Origin of the sequence: Agromyces bauzanensis (assembly GCF_014645655.1) — a bacterium.
Taxonomy (GTDB): Bacteria; Actinomycetota; Actinomycetes; order Actinomycetales; family Microbacteriaceae; genus Agromyces; species Agromyces bauzanensis.
Window position 1 is genome coordinate 19,193 of record NZ_BMMD01000011.1, and the last position, 21,286, is coordinate 40,478.

The 21,286-nt window shown below is 72.7% G+C and carries 18 protein-coding genes and 2 pseudogenes; 9 read left to right on the top strand and 11 right to left on the bottom strand.

The features are described from left to right. Positions 1-11 precede the first annotated feature (11 nt). Genes IEX31_RS10450 through xdhC form a run of 3 tightly spaced genes read left to right on the top strand, consistent with a single transcriptional unit; the run spans position 12 to position 4,791 of the window. On the top strand, positions 12-1,511 hold the full coding sequence (locus IEX31_RS10450; RefSeq protein ID WP_188743376.1) for a xanthine dehydrogenase small subunit: 1,500 nt from the start codon (positions 12-14) through the stop codon (positions 1,509-1,511). Further along, the gene (xdhB, locus tag IEX31_RS10455; RefSeq protein WP_188743377.1) at positions 1,508-3,937 is read left to right on the top strand and encodes a xanthine dehydrogenase molybdopterin binding subunit; all 2,430 of its coding nucleotides are present in this window, start codon (positions 1,508-1,510) and stop codon (positions 3,935-3,937) included. Before IEX31_RS10450 ends, xdhB begins: the two co-directional genes overlap by 4 nt. A 14-nt stretch (positions 3,938-3,951) precedes the next feature. Continuing rightward, on the top strand, positions 3,952-4,791 hold the full coding sequence (gene xdhC, locus IEX31_RS10460; protein WP_188743378.1) for a xanthine dehydrogenase accessory protein XdhC: 840 nt from the start codon (positions 3,952-3,954) through the stop codon (positions 4,789-4,791). Here xdhC and IEX31_RS10465 read toward each other — a convergent pair. The 4 genes from IEX31_RS10465 to IEX31_RS10480 form a co-directional block, all read right to left on the bottom strand. Next, positions 4,772-4,909 (bottom strand): hypothetical protein, encoded by a 138-nt coding sequence (locus IEX31_RS10465; protein ID WP_188743379.1) that lies wholly within the window; start codon positions 4,907-4,909, stop codon positions 4,772-4,774. The genes xdhC and IEX31_RS10465 overlap by 20 nt on opposite strands. Next, a complete protein-coding gene (locus IEX31_RS10470) occupies positions 4,906-5,748 on the bottom strand; it encodes a phosphatase PAP2 family protein (RefSeq protein WP_188743380.1) in 843 nt (280 codons plus the stop codon). Before IEX31_RS10470 ends, IEX31_RS10465 begins: the two co-directional genes overlap by 4 nt. 102 nt (positions 5,749-5,850) lie before the next feature. After that, a complete protein-coding gene (locus IEX31_RS10475) occupies positions 5,851-7,125 on the bottom strand; it encodes a multidrug effflux MFS transporter (protein WP_188743381.1) in 1,275 nt (424 codons plus the stop codon). 135 nt (positions 7,126-7,260) lie between these two features. Then, the gene (locus tag IEX31_RS10480; protein WP_229662262.1) at positions 7,261-8,457 is read right to left on the bottom strand and encodes an ROK family protein; all 1,197 of its coding nucleotides are present in this window, start codon (positions 8,455-8,457) and stop codon (positions 7,261-7,263) included. Positions 8,458-8,517: 60 nt separating this feature from the next. On the opposite strand from IEX31_RS10480, the pseudogene IEX31_RS19580 reads away from it, so the two are divergent. Continuing rightward, positions 8,518-8,562, top strand: a pseudogene (locus IEX31_RS19580) (hypothetical protein); the annotation flags it as partial. A 40-nt stretch (positions 8,563-8,602) separates the two neighbouring features. On the opposite strand, the gene IEX31_RS18870 reads toward IEX31_RS19580, so the two are convergent. Next, entirely contained in the window at positions 8,603-9,001 is a 399-nt protein-coding gene (locus tag IEX31_RS18870; RefSeq protein WP_229662263.1) for a substrate-binding domain-containing protein, read from the bottom strand. Continuing rightward, positions 8,998-9,207 carry a type 1 periplasmic-binding domain-containing protein gene (locus IEX31_RS10490; protein ID WP_188743472.1) on the bottom strand — a complete coding sequence of 70 codons (210 nt, stop codon included), beginning with the start codon at positions 9,205-9,207 and terminating at the stop codon, positions 8,998-9,000. Before IEX31_RS10490 ends, IEX31_RS18870 begins: the two co-directional genes overlap by 4 nt. A gap of 167 nt (positions 9,208-9,374) precedes the next feature. Between IEX31_RS10490 and xylA the strand changes: the two genes are divergently transcribed. The 3 genes and pseudogenes from xylA to IEX31_RS18875 form a co-directional block, all read left to right on the top strand. Continuing rightward, positions 9,375-10,565, top strand: a complete 1,191-nt coding sequence (gene xylA / locus IEX31_RS10495; RefSeq protein WP_188743383.1) for a xylose isomerase — start codon at positions 9,375-9,377, stop codon at positions 10,563-10,565. 158 nt (positions 10,566-10,723) lie between these two features. Next, entirely contained in the window at positions 10,724-12,139 is a 1,416-nt protein-coding gene (gene xylB, locus IEX31_RS10500) for a xylulokinase (RefSeq protein ID WP_188743384.1), read from the top strand. Positions 12,140-12,202: 63 nt separating this feature from the next. Further along, positions 12,203-12,367: pseudogene (locus tag IEX31_RS18875) on the top strand (endo-1,4-beta-xylanase); the annotation flags it as partial. 27 nt (positions 12,368-12,394) lie between these two features. Here the strand turns inward: IEX31_RS18875 and IEX31_RS10505 are convergent. Together IEX31_RS10505 and IEX31_RS10510 are read right to left on the bottom strand one after the other, a co-directional pair. Further along, entirely contained in the window at positions 12,395-13,507 is a 1,113-nt protein-coding gene (locus tag IEX31_RS10505) for a glycerate kinase (RefSeq protein ID WP_188743385.1), read from the bottom strand. Continuing rightward, the gene (locus IEX31_RS10510) at positions 13,504-14,577 is read right to left on the bottom strand and encodes a ThuA domain-containing protein (protein WP_188743386.1); all 1,074 of its coding nucleotides are present in this window, start codon (positions 14,575-14,577) and stop codon (positions 13,504-13,506) included. The genes IEX31_RS10505 and IEX31_RS10510 overlap by 4 nt, the downstream gene beginning before the upstream one ends. A gap of 120 nt (positions 14,578-14,697) precedes the next feature. On the opposite strand from IEX31_RS10510, the gene IEX31_RS10515 reads away from it, so the two are divergent. Further along, positions 14,698-15,747: a LacI family DNA-binding transcriptional regulator gene (locus tag IEX31_RS10515; protein WP_188743387.1), complete on the top strand. Its 1,050-nt coding sequence runs from the start codon at positions 14,698-14,700 to the stop codon at positions 15,745-15,747. A gap of 254 nt (positions 15,748-16,001) precedes the next feature. After that, complete coding sequence (locus IEX31_RS10520; protein WP_188743388.1) at positions 16,002-16,202, top strand: hypothetical protein; 201 nt, start codon at positions 16,002-16,004, stop codon at positions 16,200-16,202. Positions 16,203-16,356: 154 nt separating this feature from the next. Here IEX31_RS10520 and IEX31_RS10525 read toward each other — a convergent pair whose 3' ends face one another. Genes IEX31_RS10525 through IEX31_RS10535 form a run of 3 tightly spaced genes read right to left on the bottom strand, consistent with a single transcriptional unit; the run spans position 16,357 to position 21,261 of the window. Next, complete coding sequence (locus tag IEX31_RS10525) at positions 16,357-17,685, bottom strand: DUF1254 domain-containing protein (RefSeq protein WP_188743389.1); 1,329 nt, start codon at positions 17,683-17,685, stop codon at positions 16,357-16,359. 43 nt (positions 17,686-17,728) lie between these two features. Continuing rightward, positions 17,729-18,607, bottom strand: a complete 879-nt coding sequence (locus tag IEX31_RS10530; RefSeq protein ID WP_229662264.1) for a hypothetical protein — start codon at positions 18,605-18,607, stop codon at positions 17,729-17,731. Positions 18,608-18,651: 44 nt separating this feature from the next. Then, positions 18,652-21,261 carry an ATP-binding protein gene (locus IEX31_RS10535; protein WP_188743390.1) on the bottom strand — a complete coding sequence of 870 codons (2,610 nt, stop codon included), beginning with the start codon at positions 21,259-21,261 and terminating at the stop codon, positions 18,652-18,654. Positions 21,262-21,286: the final 25 nt, after the last annotated feature.

Genomic DNA, 21,286 nt, shown 5'->3' on the forward strand with positions numbered 1-21,286 from the left:
GGAGTTCGACCATGGATCACATCGCCGTGACGGTCAACGGGCAGCTACGCCCGTTGCGCGGGGTCTCCGCGCACACGGCGGCACTCGACTGGCTGCGCGAGATCGGCCTGACGGGGTCGAAGGAGGGCTGCGCCGAGGGCGAGTGCGGCGCCTGCTCCATACTGCTCGCGACGCCCGACGAACACGGCGGCACCAGGTGGACGGCCGTCAACGCGTGCCTCGTGCCGGCCGCGGCGCTCGACGGCCAGGAGGTCGTGACCGCGGAAGGCCTCGGCACTCCCGAGCACCTCCATCCCGTGCAGGCGCGGCTCGCCGAGGCCGGCGGGTCACAGTGCGGCTACTGCACGCCGGGCTTCGCGTGCAGCATGGCTGCCGAGTTCTACCGCGCGGACCGGGTGCCCTCGGGCGCGCCGGACATCGCATCGGGGGGGGATGCCGCGGCCACGACGATCTCGGCGGATGCCGCGGCCGACGCCGCGCACGGACCCAACGGGTTCGACCTGCACGCCCTCAGCGGCAACCTGTGCCGGTGCACGGGCTACCGCCCGATCCGGGACGCCGCCTACGCGCTGGGTGACCCCGAGCCGGACGACCCGCTCGCCGAACGGCGAACGCGGCCCGCGCCTGAGCCCCGCACGACGCTCCTCGAGGTCGACGGCGAGCGGTTCATCCGTCCGTCCTCGCTCGACGAGGCGCTCCGGGTGATCACCGAGGAGCCCGACGCCGTGGTGGTCGCGGGCTCGACCGATTGGGGGGTCGAGGTGAACCTCCGCGGCCGACGCACGCCGCTGGTGCTCGCGATCGATCACCTTCCCGAGCTGCGTGCCGTCACGTTCGGTGACGGCGTGCTGGAGATCGGCGCGGCCCTGCCGCTCACCGACGTGGAGCGCCGCCTGGACGGCCGCGTACCGCTGCTCGACGAGCTCTTCCCGCAGTTCGCGTCGCCCCTCATCCGCAACCGCGCCACGATCGGCGGAAACCTCGGCACCGCCTCGCCCATCGGCGACACCGCGCCCGCCCTGCTCTCGCTCGAAGCCCGCGTCGTGCTCGTCTCGGGCGAGGGCGAGCGGGAGGTCGACCTCGCGGAGTTCTTCACGGACTACCGGCAGACGCTCCGGCGTTCCGACGAGCTCATCCGCGCGGTGCGCATCCCGCTGCCGCTCGCGCGGTTCACCGCGTTCCACAAGGTCGCGAAGCGGCGCTTCGACGACATCTCGAGCGTGGCGGTGGGCTTCGCCCTCGAGCTCAACGGCGACATCGTCTCATCGGCGCGCATCGGGCTGGGCGGCGTGGCCGCCACGCCGCTGCGCGCCCGGGCGACCGAGGCGGCCCTGGCGGGACGCCCGTGGGATCTCGACACCGTGCGGGACGCGGCATCCGTGCTGGGCTCGGAGGGCAGCCCCATGTCGGACCACCGGGCGAGCGCGGAGTACCGCTCGCGCATGCTCGCCACGGCGCTCCTGAAGCTGTATCGCACCCGGCGGGGAACGCGCGCGGAGGAGCCGGCATGACCGAGCTCGCCGAACGCCCGGCGCACCCCGCCGTGGGTCAGCCGCTTCCCCATGAGAGCGCGGCGCTGCACGCCACGGGCGCCGCCGCGTACACCGACGACCTCGCCGCCCGGCGGCACGACGCGCTCACGGCGTGGCCCGTGCAGTCCGAGCAGGCGCACGCCCTCGTGTCCCTCGACGTGCGCGACGCCCTCGCCGTGCCCGGCGTCGTGCGGGTGCTCACCGCCGCCGAGGTGCCAGGCGTCAACGACGCGGGCGCCAAGGGCGACGAGCCGCTCTTCCCGAGCGAGGCGATGTTCCACGGGCACGCCCTCGCGTGGGTGCTGGCCGAGACCACCGAGTCCGCGCGGCTCGGCGCCGCCGCCGTGCGGGTCGCCTCCGAGCCGCTGCCGTCGATCATGACCGCGGCCGAGGCGATCGAGGCGGGATCGTTCCAGGGCATCCCCCGCACGATCCGGCGCGGCGACCCCGAGGGGGCACTCGCTGCCGCGCCGCACGTCTTCGAGGGCACCACGCTCATCGGCGGACAGGAGCACTTCTACCTCGAGACGCACGCGTCGCTCGCGCACGTCGACTCGGAGGGGCAGGTGTTCGTCGAGTGCAGCACGCAGCATCCCACCGAGGCGCAGCACGTCGTCGCGCACGTGCTCGGCGTGCCGAGCAACCGCGTCACCGTGCAGTCGCTCCGCATGGGCGGCGGGTTCGGCGGCAAGGAGGTGCAGCCGCACGGCTTCGCCGCGGTCGCCGCCCTCGGCGCGACGCTCACGGGCAGGCCCGTCCGGGTGCGGCTCACCCGCACGCAGGACCTCACGATGACCGGCAAGCGGCATCCGTTCCACGTCGAATGGAGGGCGGGGTTCGACGACGACGGGCGCATCCTGGCCCTCGCCGCGACGCTCACCTCCGACGGCGGCTGGTGCCTCGACCTCTCGGAGCCCGTGACGGCCCGCGCGCTCATGCACGTCGACAACGCGTATTGGATCCCCGACGTCGTCGTCCAGGGCCGCATCGCGAAGACGAACAAGACGTCGCAGACCGCGTTCCGCGGTTTCGGCGGTCCGCAGGGCATGTTCGTGATCGAGGACATCCTGGGGCGGGTGGCGCCGATCCTCGGGGTCGACGCGGCAGCGCTGCGGGAACACAACTTCTACGTGGCCGGCCAGACGACGCCGTACGGACAGCCCGTCCGCCACGCCGAACGATTGCACGAGGTGTGGAGGCGTGTGCGTCACGAGAGCGCGTTCGACGAGCGGCGCGCCCGGATCGTCGCGTTCAACGCCGAGCATGCCGACACGAAGCGCTCCCTCGCCATCACTCCCGTGAAGTTCGGCATCTCGTTCACGCTCACCGCCTACAACCAGGCCGGCGCGCTCGTGCACGTCTACCAGGACGGTTCAGTGCTCATCAACCACGGCGGCACCGAGATGGGGCAGGGTCTGCACACGAAGATGCTGCAGGTCGCGGCGACGGCACTCGGCGTCCCGCTCGAGTCGGTGCGCTTCGCGCCGACACGCACCGACAAGGTGCCGAACACGTCGGCGACGGCCGCGTCATCCGGTGCCGACCTCAACGGCGGCGCAGTCAAGCACGCGTGCGAGCAGATCCGCGACCGGATGGCCACGGTCGCCGGCCGGATGCTCGGCATCGACGCGCGCGACGTGCGCTTCTCCCGCGGCCGGGTGTCGGGGCTCGGCACCACCGGCCCGTCGGTGACCTTCGCCGAAGTCGTCAGCGCCGCCCACGAGCAACGCGTGCAGCTCTTCGCCGCAGGGTTCTACCGCACCGAGGGGCTGCACTGGGACACCGAGGCCATGCAGGGCTCGCCGTTCAAGTACTTCGCCTACGGCGCCGCCGCCTGCGAGGTCGAGGTCGACGGGTTCACGGGCACGTACCGCATCCGCCGGGTCGACATCGTGCACGACGTGGGCGACTCGCTCTCGCCGATCGTCGACCTCGGCCAGGTCGAGGGCGGCTTCGTGCAGGGGGCCGGATGGCTCACGCTCGAGGACCTGCGCTGGGACGAGACCGAGGGACCCGGGCGGGGACGACTGCTCACCCGGTCGGCCAGCACGTACAAGCTGCCGAGCTTCTCGGAGATGCCCGAGGTGTTCAACGTGCACTTCTTCGAGCGCGCCACCGAGGATGGCGTCGTCTACGGCTCGAAGGCCGTCGGCGAGCCCCCGCTCATGCTCGCGTTCAGCGTGCGCGAGGCCATTCGCGAGGCCGTCGCAGCGTTCGGCCCGGCCGGGCACAGCGTCGAGCTCGCCTCGCCCGCGACCCCCGAGGCCGTGTTCTGGGCGATCGAGGCCGCACGCGGCACCGCAGCGACGGCCGGCACGGTCGATGCTGCTGCCGGGCGATCGGACGCCCCGGGGCGTGCCGGTGCGGCCGACGCCGAGCGCCGTCTGGTGCCCTTCGACCGCTGACCGGGAGGCGAGCCGTGGATTGGGTGGACGCCCTGCAGCGCCTCCGGGCGCAGCGCACGCCGTCGGTGCTCGTCACGCTCGCGATGGTGCGCGGGCACGCGCCGCGCAACGGCGGGGCCAAGATGGTCGTCACGACCGACGGGCTGTTCGGCACCGTCGGTGGCGGCAACCTCGAGGCCACCGCGATCGCGCGCGCTCGCGAGCTGCTCGCCGACGGGGCATCCGAGCCCGAACTGCTGACGCTGACCCTCAGCGACAAGGCCACGACCGAGTACGGCGTGCAGTGCTGCGGAGGAGAGGTCACCATGCTGCTGGAACCTGTGCGCGTCGTGCCGACGGTCGCGATCTTCGGCCTCGGACACGTCGGGCTGGAACTCGCGCGCATCCTCGCGCGGCAGGCGCTCAGGCTCGAGTTGATCGACTCACGGCCGGCGATGCTGGCGCCCGATCGCCTCGGCGTGCCGGGCGAGCGCGGCATCCTCGGCGACGCGGTCGCCGACGTGCACGTGCATCACCTGCCGGTGCCGGAGTCGGCGCTCGCCGACCTGCCGCCGGGCGCGCACGTGCTCATCATGACCCACGACCATGTCGAGGACCTCGCCATCTGCGACACCGCGCTGCGCACCGACGGGTTGGGCTCGATCGGGCTCATCGGCTCGCGATCGAAGTGGGCGCGATTCCAGGCGCAGCTTCGGGATGCCGGACACGACGACGAGGCGCTGGGGCGCGTGACGACTCCGATCGGGATTCCGGGCATCCGCTCGAAGGATCCCGCCGCGATCGCCGTGAGCGTGGCCGCCCGGGTGCTGCAACTCGTCGAGGAGACGGTCGCGGTCAGAGGCCCAGCCGGGTGACCACGGGGATCGCGTACGGCGCGACGTTCAACAGGCGCGAGGCCTTCGCGAGCCGCGTCCCGAGCGTGTCGAGCGCGAGCGCCGCCGCGAGTGCCACGATGAGCTGGGCGGGGATCACGACGACCGCGTAGGCGGCGACCCGGGCCGCGCCGGTGGCGTGATGTGCGCCTGCGCGCGAGCCGCGTTGCGCGCCGAGACCTCCGCCAGCCGCGCCAGGCGCTCGCGCTCGAGCGGGGCAGCGAACGCGGCCCACATGAGCAACGCGGCGCCCACTCCGACGAGGATGCCGCCGATGGTGTCGGAGATCCAATGCGCGCCCAGGTACGTGCGGCTCGCGGCCATGAGGAGCGTGTACGCCGCCCCGACCACCCACACCCACGCGTGCGGCACGATGATGCCGAGCGCGACGGCGATGGTCGCCGCATTCGCCACATGCCCCGACGGGAATGACCCGAAGTCGCTCATCACGATGATGTCCTCGGGCCGCGCCCGTCCGAACAGGTTCTTCAGGAGCTGCACGACGCCGGCGCTCACCACCGACGCGACGATGAAGTAGAGGGCGGCCCACGGACGCCTCACGATGAGCAGGGCCACGGCCACCGCGATCGGCACGACGAACACGCCGACGATCCCGCCGCCCAGGCCGTCCATGAAGTACGAGATCACGTCGCCGATCGGCCCGCGGAGCTCGAGGACGTCCTCGGCCCACTCCTCATCGAACTCGAACGGCAGGTCACCGGACCGCACCGAGACGACGAGGCCGAGCAGGGCCGCCGCGATCACCGCCGAAACGCCGCTCACGACCGGGATGCGCCGGCCGAGGCGCTGCGCCTTGGCCTCGCGCTGCTCGGGTCGCAGGTCGTCGGCGACCGTCGGCGTCGCATCGTGGCCCGTGGCCTCCTGCGCGGTGTCGGGCGCCTGAGCGGGCGGCGTCGTGGGTTCGTCGCGTTCCGTCATCTCACCACGTTAACGAATGGCCGCGAGCGGATGCCGCGGCACGCGGCTCGCGGCATCCACGCGGCTCGCGGCATCCACTCGGCACGCGGCATCCGCTCGCCGTCAGTCGCTGAGCGGCGGCACGGTCTTCGGTCGCACGAGCGCCCACAGCGCGGCGATGGCGGTGACCGCCGCGAGCAGCATGACGAATGCCATGGGCACGGCGCTGCCGACGCCGAGCAGCCCGATGAGCGGCGAGATGAGGCCCGCGAGACCGAAGTTCAGCGCCCCGAGGAGTGAGGCGGCCGTGCCTGCCTCCGCACCGTGGTGCGCGAGCGCGAGCACCTGGACCGCCGGGAACGAGAACCCGCACGCGAGGATGTAGATCCAGAGCGGGATGGCGGTGCCCCAGAAGCCGGCGCCGTTCGAGTCGAGCACCATGATGGCGATCGCCATCGCGAGATGTACGAACGTGGTGGCCGCGAGGATCCACTGCGGCGGCACCGGGCCGCGCATCAGCCGTGAGCTCGTCTGCACGCCCGCGATGACGCCGATCGAGTTCACCGCGAAGAGCAGGCCGTACTCCTGCGCCGTGAAGGCGTACACCTCCTGGAACAGGAACGACGAGGTCGAAAGGTACCCGAACAGGCCCGTGAACGTCATGCCGCCGATGATCGCCGCGCCGAGATAGACGCGGTCGCGGAAGAGCGCGCCGTACCGGTCGCGCAACGTCGAGTGCCCCGCGACGTGCCGGCGCGACTCGGGCAGCGTCTCGACGATGAGGAACGCGACCGCGGCAACCACGACGAGTCCGTAGGCGCCGAGCACCCAGAACACGCCGCGCCAGTCCATGACCGCGAGCAGCTGCGAGCCGATGACGGGCGCGAGCACCGGCGCGAGTCCGTTCACGAGCGCGAGTCGCGAGAGCATGCGCACGAGCGGCCTACCGCCGAACAGGTCGCGCACCATGGCCATCGCGACCACGCCACCAGCGGCCGCGCCGAAGCCCTGCAGCAGGCGGAACGCGCTCAGCCAGACGATGTCGGGCGCGAGCGCCGCGCCGACGGATGCCGCGATGTGCAGCGCCGTTGCGAGGATCAGCGGGAGCCGGCGCCCCACCTTGTCGCTCCACGGACCGACGATGAGCTGGCCGAAGCCGAAGCCGACCATGGTGCCCGTGAGCGTCAGCTGCACAGCGGCCGCGGAGACACCGAGCTCGTCCTGGAGCACAGGGAACGCGGGCAGGTAGAGATCGACCGTGAACGGCCCGAGGGCCGTGAGCGCGCCGAGCACGAGCACGTAGACGAGGCGCTGGCGACGCGTGAGCAGGTCGCCTGGGTGCGCCGGCGCCGTGTAGTCGTCGGGCCGGATGATGGGGATGGAGGCGGTGGAGGACATGCGTGGTTCCCGGGCGTGCTGGAGTGCGGCGGCGCGCGCCGTCGGGCGCCGGGAGACGGAAACGACGGCGTCCGAGCGGGAGCGCCGTCGTTGGGCGATCTCGGCCAGGTGGCCTCGAATCGATTCGACTGCGGTTCAGTCTAGCGGCAGCGCCCGGTATGAGATCAAGTCCACCCCGGGGTCGGCGATCAGCGCCGCGAGCGCCGCTTCCGCAGCGCCGATCATGAGCCGATCCTCGCCGAGGGCTGCGACCCGGATCGAGACCTCCTCGAACGCCGCGGCGACGGTCTGCGCGCCGACGGCCTGCTCCAGGTCGGCGAGATCGCTCTCGGCGACGGTCGCGAGGAAGCCGCCGAGCACGACCAGCGACGGGTTCAGCACGTTGACGGCGTTCGCGAGCGCGGTCGCGAGGATGCGTCGCTGCCTGGCGAGCTCCGCCGCCACCTCGGGCGCGGCGGATGCCGCGAGCGCGGCGGCGAGCGTCGGCTCGTCGGCGCCGGTGAGCCCGACGACTTCGAGCAGGCGCGTCCGTCTGACCTCGTCCTCGAGTACGCCACCCTCGGCGCGACGGTCGTCGGGGTCTGCGATGCCCGGCCGGTTCTGGCCGAACTCCCCCGCGTAGCCGCCCGTACCGCCCACGGGCCGGCCGTGCACGACGAGTCCGCCGCCGATGCCGCTCGCGCCGCCGTTGAGGTAGACGAGGTCGTCGACGCCGCGCCCGGCGCCGAAGAGGTGCTCGGCGTGCGCGCCGAAGCTCGCGTCGTTGCCGACGGCGGCCGGCAACCCGGTCGCCTGCTCGACCAGCGCGCGGAGCGGGGCATCCGTCCACAGGAGGTGGGGCGCCCAGCGCACGAGGCCATCGGAGGCTCGGACCAGCCCGGGCACCGCGAGCCCGACGCCCACCAGCCTGGCCCGGCGCAGCTCACCGGCGACCCAGCGGTCGCGCGTGGCGGCGACGAGGTCGGCCGTCTCCTCGGGGCTCGGCGGGTGATCGACCTCGATGCGCTCACGAACCGAGATGCGGCCGTCGAGGCCGACCGCGGCCATGGTGACGGCATCGACCTCGGGGTTCACGGCGAGCGCCTGCACGTTCGGGTCGGCGGCCACCACCGGCGACGGGCGCCCGACGCGGTTGGTGGGATCCGGCGGCTGCTCCACCGCGAGTCCCAGGTCGACGAGCTCGGCCACGAGCGTTGCCACGGTGGAGCGATTGAGTCCGGTGAGCGCGGTGATGCGAGCACGCGACATGGCTCCCTCGAGGTGCACGAGACGCAGCACTTTCGAGAGGTTTCGACGATGCACCCCATCGAAGGTCCCGCCCCGGTCGTTCACGCGTCCACTCTAGGGGCGCCGCCGCAGCGGCGATTCCCGCAGTCCTACCTGCACGACCCGATGGCGTCGGTCGTGCCGCCGGTGCAGCGGCTCGTCGGCTACGGACGAGTCTCGCTCGAGCCCGGCGAGGAGGCCGAGGTGCGGTTCACCGTGCCGGCCGTCGATCGAGCCCGTGGTCTCGGCCGGCGGCCCGGCCTCGACGAGCATCGGCAGCGATCGTTCGATCATGTCCATCGTCGCCGAGCGAGATGCGGAAATGCCCGGGCTGGTCGAACGGCGTGCCCATCGAGGACGTGCTCAGCCTGAGGTGACGAGCACCACGGCGACGGCTCGCCCGGCGCACGGTCGTGAGTCGCGGAGTCATCCACTGTGCGAGCGGGATGTCGTCGTAGCCGACGATCGACACGTCCTCGGGCACCCGGAGGCCGAGCTCCCGTGCCGCCTCGATGGCGCCGAGCGCCTGCAGGTCGCTGCCCGCGAAGATCGCCGTGGGCCGGTCGGGCGACGACCGCGGCTCGCGCGCCCGGTCGCGCCCTCCGCTCATGTGGAAGTCGCCGAAGCGATCCAGCCGGGCCGGATCTCGAGGCCCGCGGAGTTCGTCGCCGAGCGGAGCCCGTCGAGTCGGGCCAGCGAGCACATCATGTCCTCGGGGCCCGTGATCGCGGCAATGCCGCGGTGCCCGAGTTCGATGAGGTGCCGTGTGGCCATGAGCCCGCCCGACCAGTTGGCCGAGCCGACCGAGGGGCGCATCGGGCGACGGGTCGCCCGCGGGGTCGACGATGGCGAACGGGATGGCGCGCGAACGCAGTCGTTCGCGGTACTCGGGCGCGAGGTCGGAGCGGCGACTTGCGCGCGGGTGTGCCGGCAGGTTATGTTTTCTATGCCAACAAATCATCGACGACGCTGAGAGGCGGATCATGGCCAGCGCCCCGACCCGTGACGACAAGTTCTCCTTCGGCCTCTGGACGGTCGGCTACAACGGCACCGACCCGTTCGGCGGCCCCACGCGGCATCCGCTCGACGTCGTGCACGTCGTCGAGAAGCTCGACGAGCTCGGCGCCTACGGCCTCACCTTCCACGACGACGACCTGTTCGCGTTCGGCTCCTCCGACGCCGAGCGGCAGAAGCAGATCGATCGCCTCACGGGCGCACTCGAGGCCACCGGCATCATCGTGCCGATGATCACCACCAACCTCTTCAGCGCCCCGGTCTTCAAGGACGGCGGCTTCACCTCGAACGACCGCCAGGTGCGTCGCTTCGCACTCCGCAAGGTGCTGCGCAACCTCGACCTCGCCGCCGAGCTCGGCGCGAAGACGTTCGTGATGTGGGGCGGACGCGAGGGCGCCGAGTACGACGCCGCCAAGGACATCCGCTCGGCCCTCGAGCGTTACCGCGAGGCCGTCAACCTGCTCGGCGAATACGTCACCGACAAGGGTTACGACCTGCGCTTCGCCATCGAGCCGAAGCCGAACGAGCCGCGTGGCGACATCCTGCTGCCGACGGTCGGCCACGCACTCGCCTTCATCGACTCGCTCGAGCGCCCCGACCTGGTGGGCCTCAACCCCGAGGTCGGCCACGAGCAGATGGCCGGCCTCAACTTCGCCGCCGGCATCGCGCAGGCGCTGTACCACGGCAAGCTCTTCCACATCGACCTCAACGGCCAGCGCGGCATCAAGTACGACCAGGACCTCGTGTTCGGCCACGGCGACCTGCACAACGCGTTCGCGCTCGTCGACCTGCTCGAGAACGGCGGTCCCGGCGGCGGCCAGGCCTACACGGGTCCTCGCCACTTCGACTACAAGCCTTCGCGCACCGAGGACGAGACCGGCGTCTGGGACTCCGCCGCCGCCAACATGCGCACCTACCTGCTGCTCAAGGAGCGAGCCGCGGCCTTCCACGCCGACCCCGAGGTGCAGGCGGCGCTCGAGGCCGCGAAGGTGTTCGAGCTCGCGCAGACCACCCTCGGCGAGGGCGAGTCCTACGACGACCTGCTCGCCGACCGCTCGGCCTACGAGGACTTCGACCCGAGCGTGTACCTCGGCGGCAAGGGCTTCGGCTTCGTGCGCCTGCAGCAGCTCGCCACCGAGCACCTGCTCGGCGCCCGCTGACCCGTCTCGTCCCCTCCCCCTCCCCTCCTCCCTTCCACCCTTCCACCCTTCCACCCGCCGAGTGTTAACGTTGGCCGCGCGCGCCCCGGAAAAATCGGTAACACTCGGCGGGCAACGTTAACCCTCGGCGAGAAATTCACGATCGGAGTCGACCACCAATGACCCTCGTCGCAGGCGTCGACTCGTCGACGCAGTCCTGCAAGGTCGTGATCCGGGATGCCGCGACCGGGGCGCTCGTGCGCTCGGGTCGCGCCGCGCATCCCGACGGCACCGAGGTCGACCCCGCCGCGTGGTGGGGGGCACTCCTCACCGCGTTCGCCGACGCGGGCGGGTTCGAGGGCGTCGAGGCCGTGTCGATCGGCGGGCAGCAGCACGGCATGGTCGTGCTCGACGCCGAGGGCCGCGTCATTCGCGACGCCCTGATCTGGAATGACACCCGGTCGGCGCAGGCCGCGCGCGAACTCATCGACGAGGTGGGCGCCGACGAGTACGCGCGCCGCACGGGCGTGGTGCCCGTCGCGTCGTTCACCGCGACGAAGCTGCGCTGGCTGCGCGACGCCGAGCCCGAGCACGCCGCGCGGGTCGCGGCCGTCGCCCTCCCCCACGACTGGCTGACGTGGCGCCTGCGCGGGTACGGGCCGCGAGGCGAGTCGCCGCTCGGGCCCGCGCTCGACGAGCTCACGACCGACCGCTCCGACGCGAGCGGCACGGCGTACTGGGGCTCGGCCGGCTACGACCGCGACCTCCTCGTGCGGGCGCTCGGGCACGACGCGATCCTCCCCCGCGTGCTCGGCCCCGGCGAGGCCGCCGGCCGCACGCCCGACGGCATGCTCGTCGGCCCGGGTGCGGGCGACAACGCGGCCGCGGCGCTCGGTCTCGACGCGGCATCCGGCGACGTCGTCGTCTCGATCGGCACGAGCGGCACGGTGTTCGCGGTGACGGATGCCCCCGTCGCCGACGTCTCGGGCACGGTGGCGGGCTTCGCCGACGCCACCGGCCGGTACCTCCCGCTCATCGCGACGTTGAACGCCGCTCGCGTGCTCGACGCCACCGCGGGCCTGCTCGGGGTCGACCACGCCGAGCTCGGACGCCTCGCGCTCGAGGCGGAGCCCGGGGCATCCGGAACCGTGCTCGTGCCGTACTTCGAGGGCGAGCGCACGCCGAACCTGCCCGACGCGACCGCCTCGTTCACAGGCCTCACGCTCGCGAACACGACGCGCCCGGCGATCGCCCGCGCCGCGATCGAGGGCATGCTGTGCGGGCTCGCCGACGGGCTCGACGCCGTGCGTCGCCAGGGCGTCGAGGCCGAGCGCGTGCTGCTCATCGGCGGCGCCGCGCAGAACCCGGCGGTCCGGCGCATCGCCGCGCAGGTGTTCGACGTGCCCGTGGTGGTGCCGGCACCCGGCGAGTACGTCGCCGACGGCGCCGCGCGGCAGGCGGCATGGGTGCTCACGGGCGATCGACCGGGCTGGCCCGTCGAGGTCGCCGAGGAGGTCGCCCCCGAAACGCGGCCCGAGATCCGCCGGCAGTACGCGGAGCGCGCCCGGGCTGCCGGGGCCGCGGCGGGCGCCTGACCGAAGAGGATCGACCCATGCTCCGGCGCGCCGCCGGGGCGGCCGGTCGACGACGGGCTCGCCTTCGCGGGGCTCATCGACACGTGGGACGCGATCGACGAGGTCGTCATCATGCCCGTGTCCGACAAGGAGGAGAACGCGCTGACCCGGCTCGCGCGGGAGCGCGGCCGCATCCCGACGATCCGGCTCGCGTTCGAGGCGGCCCTCGCCGCGAACCCGAAGGCGACGGCGCGTCGAGTCCCCGCCGCCGCCCGGTCACACGACCGTGCGCGCGAGCTCCGCGCCGGCTCGCTCGAGCCAGCGCAGGGGCTCCGCCATCGCCGCCGCACCGTCACCCGCGAGCTCGGCGAGGGCCACGGATGTCGCGAACCCCCGCGGCTCGGCCGTGATCGCGCCCGCCACCAGGGCGGTCGGCACGCCCGCGCCGCGCGCGAGCGACGCGACCACCGTGGGCGCCTTGCCCGCCTCGGACTGCCCGTCGAATCGCCCCTCCCCCGTGATCACGAGGTCGGCCCCGGCGATCGCGGCAGGGAGCCCCACGGCCCGAGCCACGAGTTCGGCGCCGCCGCCCATCTCGGCTCCCCAGGCGAGCAACCCGAACCCCGTTCCTCCCGCGGCGCCGGCGCCGGACGCCGTGGCGAGCGGCCGCGCCTCGTCGGGCATGAGCCGGGCGAGGCGCGCGAGGTGCCGCTCGAGCACCTCGACGGTCGTGGCATCCGCGCCCTTCTGCGGCGCGAACACGGCCGCCGCGCCGTGCTCGCCGAGCAGCGGGTTCGTGACGTCGCCGAGCACGAGCGCGCCGCCCGGCGGCAGCGGCCGGAGCCCCGAGAGGTCCACGTGCCGGAGGGCGCCGAGTCCGCGATTGCCGAGCGCGATCGGTTCGCCGGCGGCATCCACGAACCGTGCGCCGAGCACGGCGAGCGCGCCCGTGCCGCCGTCGGTCGAGGCGCTGCCACCGACGGCGAGCACCAGTCGGGAGACGCCGGCGTCGAGCGCCGCGGCGATGGCCTCGCCGAACCCGGCGGTGTGCGCGTCGAGCGGGGCGAGCGGGTCGAGCAGCGTGATGCCCGACGTGGCCGCGAGCTCCACGACGCCCGTGCCGTCGGGCAGCCGCAGCCAATGCGTCGCGACGGACTCTGCGGCGGGCACCGGCCCGCGCACGGCGACGGGCGTGCGCGTCGCGCCCGGCACGGCCGACTCGAATGCGTCGAGGGTGCCCTCGCCGCCGTCTGCCATGGGGCGCAGCGTCAGCTCGTCGGCCGGTCGCACCGTGCGCCATCCCGCGGCGATGGCGGCAGCGGCATCCGCAGCGCTCGCCGTGCCCTTGAACGAGTCGGGAGCGACGACGACGCGAGCGACGTGCGTCACGACTCGTCGTAGGTCGGCGCGGGCACCCGCGACAGCCAGTCGAGCGCGCGACCGAGGAGCTCGCGATGCGCCGCCGACTCGTAGGAGCGCACGTCGTGGCCGAGCGCGTCGTAGACGAGCCGGGAGTGGCCGAGCTCGCGAGCCCAGATGAGCGGATGCCGCATGCCGTCGTCCTCGTGTTCGGCGATCGGCTCTATCACGTCGTCGAGGCGCAGGCCCGAGTAGCGCTCGTCGAACACCGTGAAGTCGGCGAGGCCGTCGGCGATGGGGTGCGAGCCGACGACGTGCACGAGGGACTCGCCGATCGGCGGATGCCACGACACGCCCTCGATCCAGCGTGCGCCGAGCGCGTGGACGAAGGCGGGCAGCTCGGGCAGCGTCGCCGCCGCGGCGTGCACGGCGAGGATGCCGATGCCGCGCTCGAGGGCGGCGTCGAGGCCCGCGGATGCCGCGGCGATCTCGTCGTCGCGCGCGGGCCCGGGATCGGCCGCGCCCTCGGGCAGCGGCGTGTTCGGGTTGCCGGCGTTCACGACGACCAGGTCGGCGTCGCCGAGGTTCGCCAGCGTGCCGAGCAGGTCGTCGCTCACGTCCACGCGGTAGCCGGCGCCGGCGACGATGCCCGCGAGCGCGGCGCTGGTCTCGGCGTAGGGATGCCAGGGATCGGCGTAACGACCGGAGCCGCTGAGGACGACTGCGCGCATCTCGCCTCCTCCGCTCCTGCGTCGATCGTAACCTGCCATGGTGGTCGCCGTCATCGCTCGATCACCAGCGCCCAGTCGAACGCGCCCGCGTCGTCGGGCACGGTCGCGAGGTACCGGGCGCCTGATCTCCTCCGCGAGGAGCGTGCCGGTCTGCTCGGGCACGGACTCGCCCGCGAACCGCGCCTCGCACTCGCCCGGTGCGTCGGGTGCGGCATCCGGGGCGACGAGCACGCCGAAGTCCTCGAGGCGGATGCCGCAGAGCTCGTCGAGCTGGGCGAGGAACCCAGCGCCCGCCATCGACCGGCGCCACCACAAGGAGAGGATGCCGTCGGCGCCACGCCCGATCGCCTGGGCGCTGAGCGCGGCCAACGGTCGGTTCGGTGCAATTCGTACCAGCACCATGGGCCGGTGGCCATTCCTCACAGGTCGCCCGGCGACGCGCGCGGTAGAGTCGAGGCGACCGAGGGGTGGCGGAATGCGGGAGGACGGATGACCGACGACGGCGTCGGCACCGGCCGGAGCGCGCCCGCGACACTGCACGACGTCGCGCGCGAGGCCAATGTCTCGCTCGCCACCGCCTCGCGTTCGCTCAACGGCAGTACGCGACGCGTCAACGAGGAGTATCGCAAGCGCGTGCTCGAGGCCGCGGCACGGCTCGACTACTCTCCCAACCTCTCGGCGCAGGCCGTGGCTCGGGGCACGACCACCACGGTCGCGCTGCTCGTCGCCGACATCGCCGACCCGTACTTCTCCTCGATCGCGGCCGGCGTCGTCGCCGAGGCCGACACCGATCGCCTCATCGTGACGATGGCGGCGACCGAACGCGACCCCGAGCGCGAGCTCGAGCTGGTGCGCACCCTGCGCGGACAGCGTCCGCGGGTCATGATCCTCGCGGGCTCGCGCCCCGCGACCGACCCCACCGAAGGTGCACTCGCCGAAGAGCTCAGGGCCTACGAACGTTCGGGCGGGCGTGTCGTGCTCATCAGTCGCAATGAGCTCGGGCTGCGCACGCTGCTCGTCGACGACCGGGGCGGCGCCGAGGCGCTCGCCAGGGAGCTCGTCGCCATCGGCTACCGCCGGTTCGCCGTCATCACGGGCGCCGAGGGACTGCGCACCGCGGCCGACCGCGTCGACGGATTCCGCGACGGACTCGCCGCGACGGGCGGCACCCTCGACGACGACGTGATCCGCGATGCGTTCACACGCGACGGGGGCTACAGCGGCATGCGGGCCCTCCTCGAGCGGGGACTCCACGGCGTCGAACTGGTCTTCGCCGCCAACGACGTCATGGCGGTCGGCGCGCTCTCGGCGATCCGCGAGGCGGGTCTCGTGCCCGGCACGGATGTCGCGGTCGCGGGCTTCGACGACATCCCCACGGTGCGCGACGTCACGCCCGCGCTCACCACGGTGCACGTGCCGCTCGAGGAACTCGGCCGCCGTGCCCTGCGCCTCGCGCTCGGCGACGGGGAAGCCGCCGACGAGGGCGCCGTGCAGACCGAGGTGGTGCTGCGCGAGTCCACGCCGCGAATAACCCGCTGAGCCGCACGCCCGCGCGCTGAGCAGGACGCCCACGGCCGGTCCCGAAGTCCGCTCACCCGCGGGTCGAGGAGGCCGCCCGCGGCCGTTTCGAAACCCGCTGAGCCGCGGCATCCGTTCGGGGCATCCGCTCGCCCGCGGCATCGCGGTGCACAACCGGCGGTCATACGATCCGCCGCGCTGCGCAGTGCCCGCACAGGCCGGCGCGCACGATCGGATATCCGCCGGAATGGACGACCCAACCGGGCGGCGAGTGGATGCCTCGGGACCTGTGTTGCGCCATCGACTTCGCGGCGCTCACCCGCGCCGTCGAGGCGGGCGGGTACACGGGCGACATCGAGGTGGAGATCTTCAACCAGGAGATCTGGGATGCCCCGTGGCCCGAGGTGGTGGCCCGCACCGCCGAGGCGTTCGACACCGCGGTCGGCCCGCACCTCGCGGCATCCGTCACCGCCTGAGTGCTGCCGGCCGGCACGCCCCTGCGCCAGAATCATCACCTCTGCGCCACTTCGGCTGGCGCGGAGGCCGCGCAAGTGGCGCGGGCTGGCGCGGGAGCAGACAGACGGTGGCGCATGCGCGGGCGCCCACCGGCACGGCACGCTCAGCCGCGGCTCAGCCGATGCGCGTGATCGCCGGCATCACGTAGGATCCGTCGAACATCGCGGCGCGGGGCTGGTAGACGCGCAGCATCGGCCGGAAGTCGCCCTCGGGCGTCGGCAGCCAGTTCGCTGCGGCGATCTCGTCGTCGGGGCGCTCGTGCTGCATGCGAATGGCGAGCGAGCCGTCGTCGCCCATGACGATGCCGGGCGTGCGGTCGCCGATCGAGTACCGCCGGATCGGATTCGCGACGAGATAGAAGTCGGGCATCGAGTACATCGTGATCGACCAGAACGCGTCGGCGGGCGGCAGCTCGGCGAGCCGCAGCTCATAGGCGTGCGCACCGTTCAGCTGCTCGCCGGCGGCGTCGGCGTAGACGCCCGCGTAGTAGGCCTCGTACCCGTGGTTGCCCCAGAGCCCGCCGCGGGCGGAGCTCGCGCGCACCTCATACGACTTCTCGCGGTCGGCGATCTTCCACTCGGGCGCGTCGATCGTGCCGAGCCCGAGGTGGTCGACGTTGTAGTCGAAGACGTGCGGCATGCCCTGCCACCCGTTCACGGGGGCGTCCCCGCCCTCGCGCGCGAGTTCCTCGACCCGGTTGCGGCCCGCCGCGAAGGCGTGCTCCAGGTGCTCGTCGAGGTCGCGTGCCACGACGCCGTACGGGTTGCCGGGGTCGGTGAGGCCGTAGTCCGCGAACCGGGCGAGGTAGGCGCGATCCGCCTCGGACGGCGGGAACGCCTGGCTCCATCGCCGCAACAACTCCCAGAAGCGCAGGTGCTCGGTGATGCCGGACGCCTCGTGCGGGATGCCGCGCAGCGGCCCGTTGCCGTCCATCGGGGTGAGCGTGAGCTGCGCCTGCAGTGCGCGCACCCGCGGCACGTCGTCGTCGCCCTCGACCGCGAGGCGACCCACGATCGTCGTGATGTCCGTGGGCGACGCGATCACCGGCACACCGTCGGGCACCTCGCCCGACCAACCGGGCGGCGTGATGAGGAAGGTGCCCTCGGCCGTTCCGGTGGCGCGCCGACCGACGTAGGCGAAGTTGTTCGTCCACGCATCGACGAACTGCAGCACGTAGTAGGCGCCCCCGGTGTCGGGCACGTGCAGCACGAGCGGTCCGCCCGACAGGTCGAGCTGCGCGATCGAGTAGATGGTGTCGTTGTTGACGCTGACGAACGGTTCGTCGGGCGTGGCAAGCGACGTGCCGTGGGCGAAGGCGTTGAACCCGGCAGCGGGCAGCGCACCCATGCCGTGCTCGGCGATCGCGTGCAACGATGACACGTTGTAGACGAGCGGATAGCCGAACACGTACACGTCCACAAGGTGGCGCTCGGTCCAGTCCATGGAACCTCCCCCGTTCCGGCGCCCACCGGAACCGGGCACTCCCTCACAGGCTAGCGGCGCGCCGTCGTTCCAGCGAGACGTAGAACGCCGCGTACACGGCGGCCGAGACGACCATGCCCACCGCGAACATCGCGGCGCTCGGCCGCTCCCACGCGAGGTCGCCGAATCGCACCGCGATCACGATCAGGATGCACGCGAGACTCACGAGCTGCGCCTGGAAGACCCGCCGGAATGCCGACCACCTGGGGTCCCACAGCATCCACACGTTCACGAGGCCCGGGAGCGCCAGCACGGCGCCGACGATCCGCGCCGAGAGCGGGGCGACGTCCCACGCCCACGTGTCGACGAGGATCGACGGCACGGCGAAGAGCACCAGCCCGGTGAGTGTCGCGGCGGCGCCCACCAGCGCGAGCACGTACCGCCACGGCGGCGGGATCGAAACGTCCGGGGCCTCGGGCTCGCCGTCGTCCTCGCCCCGCTGCAGGATGATCGCGGCGAGCACGAGCACCGGCGTCGTGACGTAGAGCACGACCCATGTGATGAACGACAGGTGCCCGAAGTGGAAGCGGTCCCAGTGCAGGAACGTCGCCGCGCTCGCGAGGCTCGCGAACACGAGCACCGCCGGGAACCCGTGCCGCACCCGGTGCCACTTGCGCTGCACGGCGACCTGGGAGAAGAACCAGATGCCGCCCGCGTACGCCGACCCGAGCAGCATGGCCGTGATCGGCGGCTCGATCGTCCACGCGAAGTGCTGCTCGGTGCCGCCCGGCAGCACGAGCAGCAGGAACGCCGCAACGACGAGGAACGGGATGATGACGTAGGCGAGCACGCGCGTGTACGCCCGAATGCGGTCGAGGGCGCCCGCACGGTGCCGCTCGGCGGCGCCCGGGCCTCCACCTGGGTCGGGTGCGATGCTGCTCATCGGGTGCCTCCTCGGGTCGGGGCGGATGCCGCGGGGCGGCGATGTCAGGTCACGGGTGCCGTGGCGTCCGCGGTGCTTCGCTGCATCGCGTACGCGACGGCGTCGTCGACATGCAGCCGCCGCCCGCGCACGCGAGCTGCCTCGAGCGCGTCGCCGTCCGGGCCGGCGAGGATGCCGTCGACGAATTGCTGGTGGAAACTGAAGGACGGTGCGTTGTAGGTACCCGTGCGCTCACGCACGACTTGCGCCGCTCCGAGGAGCATTCCGGCGCGCTCCACGTCGCCCACGCCGGCGGCGACCGCGGTGAGGCCTTCGAGCCCGTAGGCGACGCCCTCGTCGTGATGCAGTTTCGCAGAGAGCGCGAGGCTCTGTTCGAAGCAGTCGCGCGCGACCGCGAGATCGCCGAGCAGGACCTCGGCCCACCCACGGTGGTGCAGGGCGATCGCCTCGCCCAGGTCGTCGCGCTGGCGCCGTGCCACGGCGAGGCTCTCGTCGAAGCGTGCGAGTGCCGCCTGCACGTCGTGCGTGAGGAGGGCGACGCGGCCGAGTGTGACGAGGGCCATCGCCTCGCCCCACGTGTCGCCGGCCTCCCGGAACAGGGCGACGCTTCCCTCGAGCGCGTCGTCGGCCCGGGCGGTGTCGGGTTCGCGTGCACCGAGGAGAGCGAGGGCGAGGGAGATGAGCGCGAGCGCCTCACCGGATCGCTCGCCCTCGCGCCGGAACAGTGCCGCACTCTCACTGAGCCCCGGCACGAGCCAATCGTCGGGGTCTTGCCAGAACGCGTTCGCTCGGTCGAAGTAGAGCGCCGTGGCACGGGTGAGATCATCGAGCTCGTCACCCGAGTCGAGCACCTCGCGCATCCAGCCCAGCACTTCCCCGAGGTGTCCGTCGACCCACCAGTAGACGTAGAGCGTCCACGCGAAGTGCGCGGCCGTGGCCCACTGACGCGTGTCGAGCAGGTGCCGCATCGCGGCACGGATATCGTCGCCCTCCTCGTGGAGACGCTCGATCCACCCGAGCTGGCCGGGGCCCTCGAGCTCGAACCGCGATTGCGCTCCCAGTCGCACGAAGTACTGGGCGTGACTGTCGCGGAGCGCGGCGGCATCCGGCCGTGTCCCCAACCGCTCGAGCGCGTACTCGCGCACGGTCGAGAGCATGGCGAACACCGCCCGGTCGCCGCGGTCCTCCTGTCGCACGAGGCTGCCGTCGACGAGCGCGCCGAGGTCGTCGAGGATGTCTGCATCGGGGATGCCCTCTGCCATCCACTCGGCGGCCTCGAGCGTGAAGCCGCCCGCGAACAGCCCCAGCCTGGTGAGCAGGTCCTGCTCCGACGCGCTGAGGAGCTGGGTGCTCCATTCGATCGTCGAACGGATCGTGCGCTGGCGCTCGGGCAGGTCGCGCACTCCACCGCCGAGCTCGAGCAGGCGCTCGTCGAGCCGCTCGAGCAGCTGCGCCGGCGTGAGAACCCGCCCGCGCGCGGCGGCGAGCTCGATCGCGAGCGGTACACCGTCGAGCGCGATGCAGATGCGCTCCACGTCCTCGACGTTCTCATCGGTGAGCTCGAAGTCGGGCTTCACGGCGCGAGTCCGCTCGACGAACAGGTCCACCGACGGTGCGGCGAGTGCGCGCGCCACGTCGGGTCCGCGCCGCAGGTCGGGCATCCCGAGCGGGCCGAGCTCGACGCCGTGCTCGCCCGTCAGCCGCAGGAGGATGCGACTCGTGGCGAGCACCGTGAGGTCCGGAGCATCCGTGAGCAGCGACCGGATCGCGGGGGCCGCGTCGAGGACCTGCTCGAGGTTGTCGAGCAGGAGGAGCATCCGGCGGTCGCGCACCGCCATGCGGAGCTTCTCGTCGAGCGTGCCGTCGCCGATGTCGCGGATGCCGAGGGCGTTCGCGATGGCCGCGGGCACGAGTTGCGGGTCCGTCACGGGTGCGAGGTCGACGAATGCGATGCCGCCGTGGAACCGGTCGCGCACCCGGCCTGCGGCCTCGATCGACAGTCGGCTCTTGCCGATGCCGCCGGCGCCGGTGATGGTGACGAGGCGCACGTCGTCGTCGGTGAGGAGGCTCACGACCGTCTCGAGTTCCCGCTCCCGGCCGACGAGGGCCGTGAGCGCCGCCGGCAGCTCGACCGTGCCGCCCATCCCGGCGTCGGGTTCGCCCGGCGCTCCGGTCGCCCGGGTGAACCGCTCGGCGAGCAGCGTCGCGAGGTCGCCGCGCACGAGCTCGGCGAGATGGTCGGCGTCGTTGAAGTACGCGTACGAGGCGCGATCGTCGCCCTTGATGCGAGCGAGCAGTTCCACGAGGCGCGGTTCGCGCTCGCCGTCCTCCTTCACGTAGACGAGCTTCGGCAGCTCCGGCGGTGCCAGACGATACTCGTCCTCCAGCCCGGAGACGTCGTCGCCGGGCGCCACCCACCCGTACCTCGCGCCGTAGAGTCCGAGGAAGATGTCGCTCTGCGCGAGGTAGGCGCGGTAGAGCTCGCGCGGTGGGTGCGGACGGGCGCCGAGTTCGAACATGACGGGCGCGAGGTGGAGCTGCTCGATCGCCGCACGGACGGCTCGGCGTTCCGGCGCGAGCTCCCGCAGCGTCGAGCTCACGAAGACGCGCAGACGCTGATCGGGAGTGCGGATGGCCGGGTCCGCCGGACTCATGCCTGAAGTCTGGTCCACGCGGCGC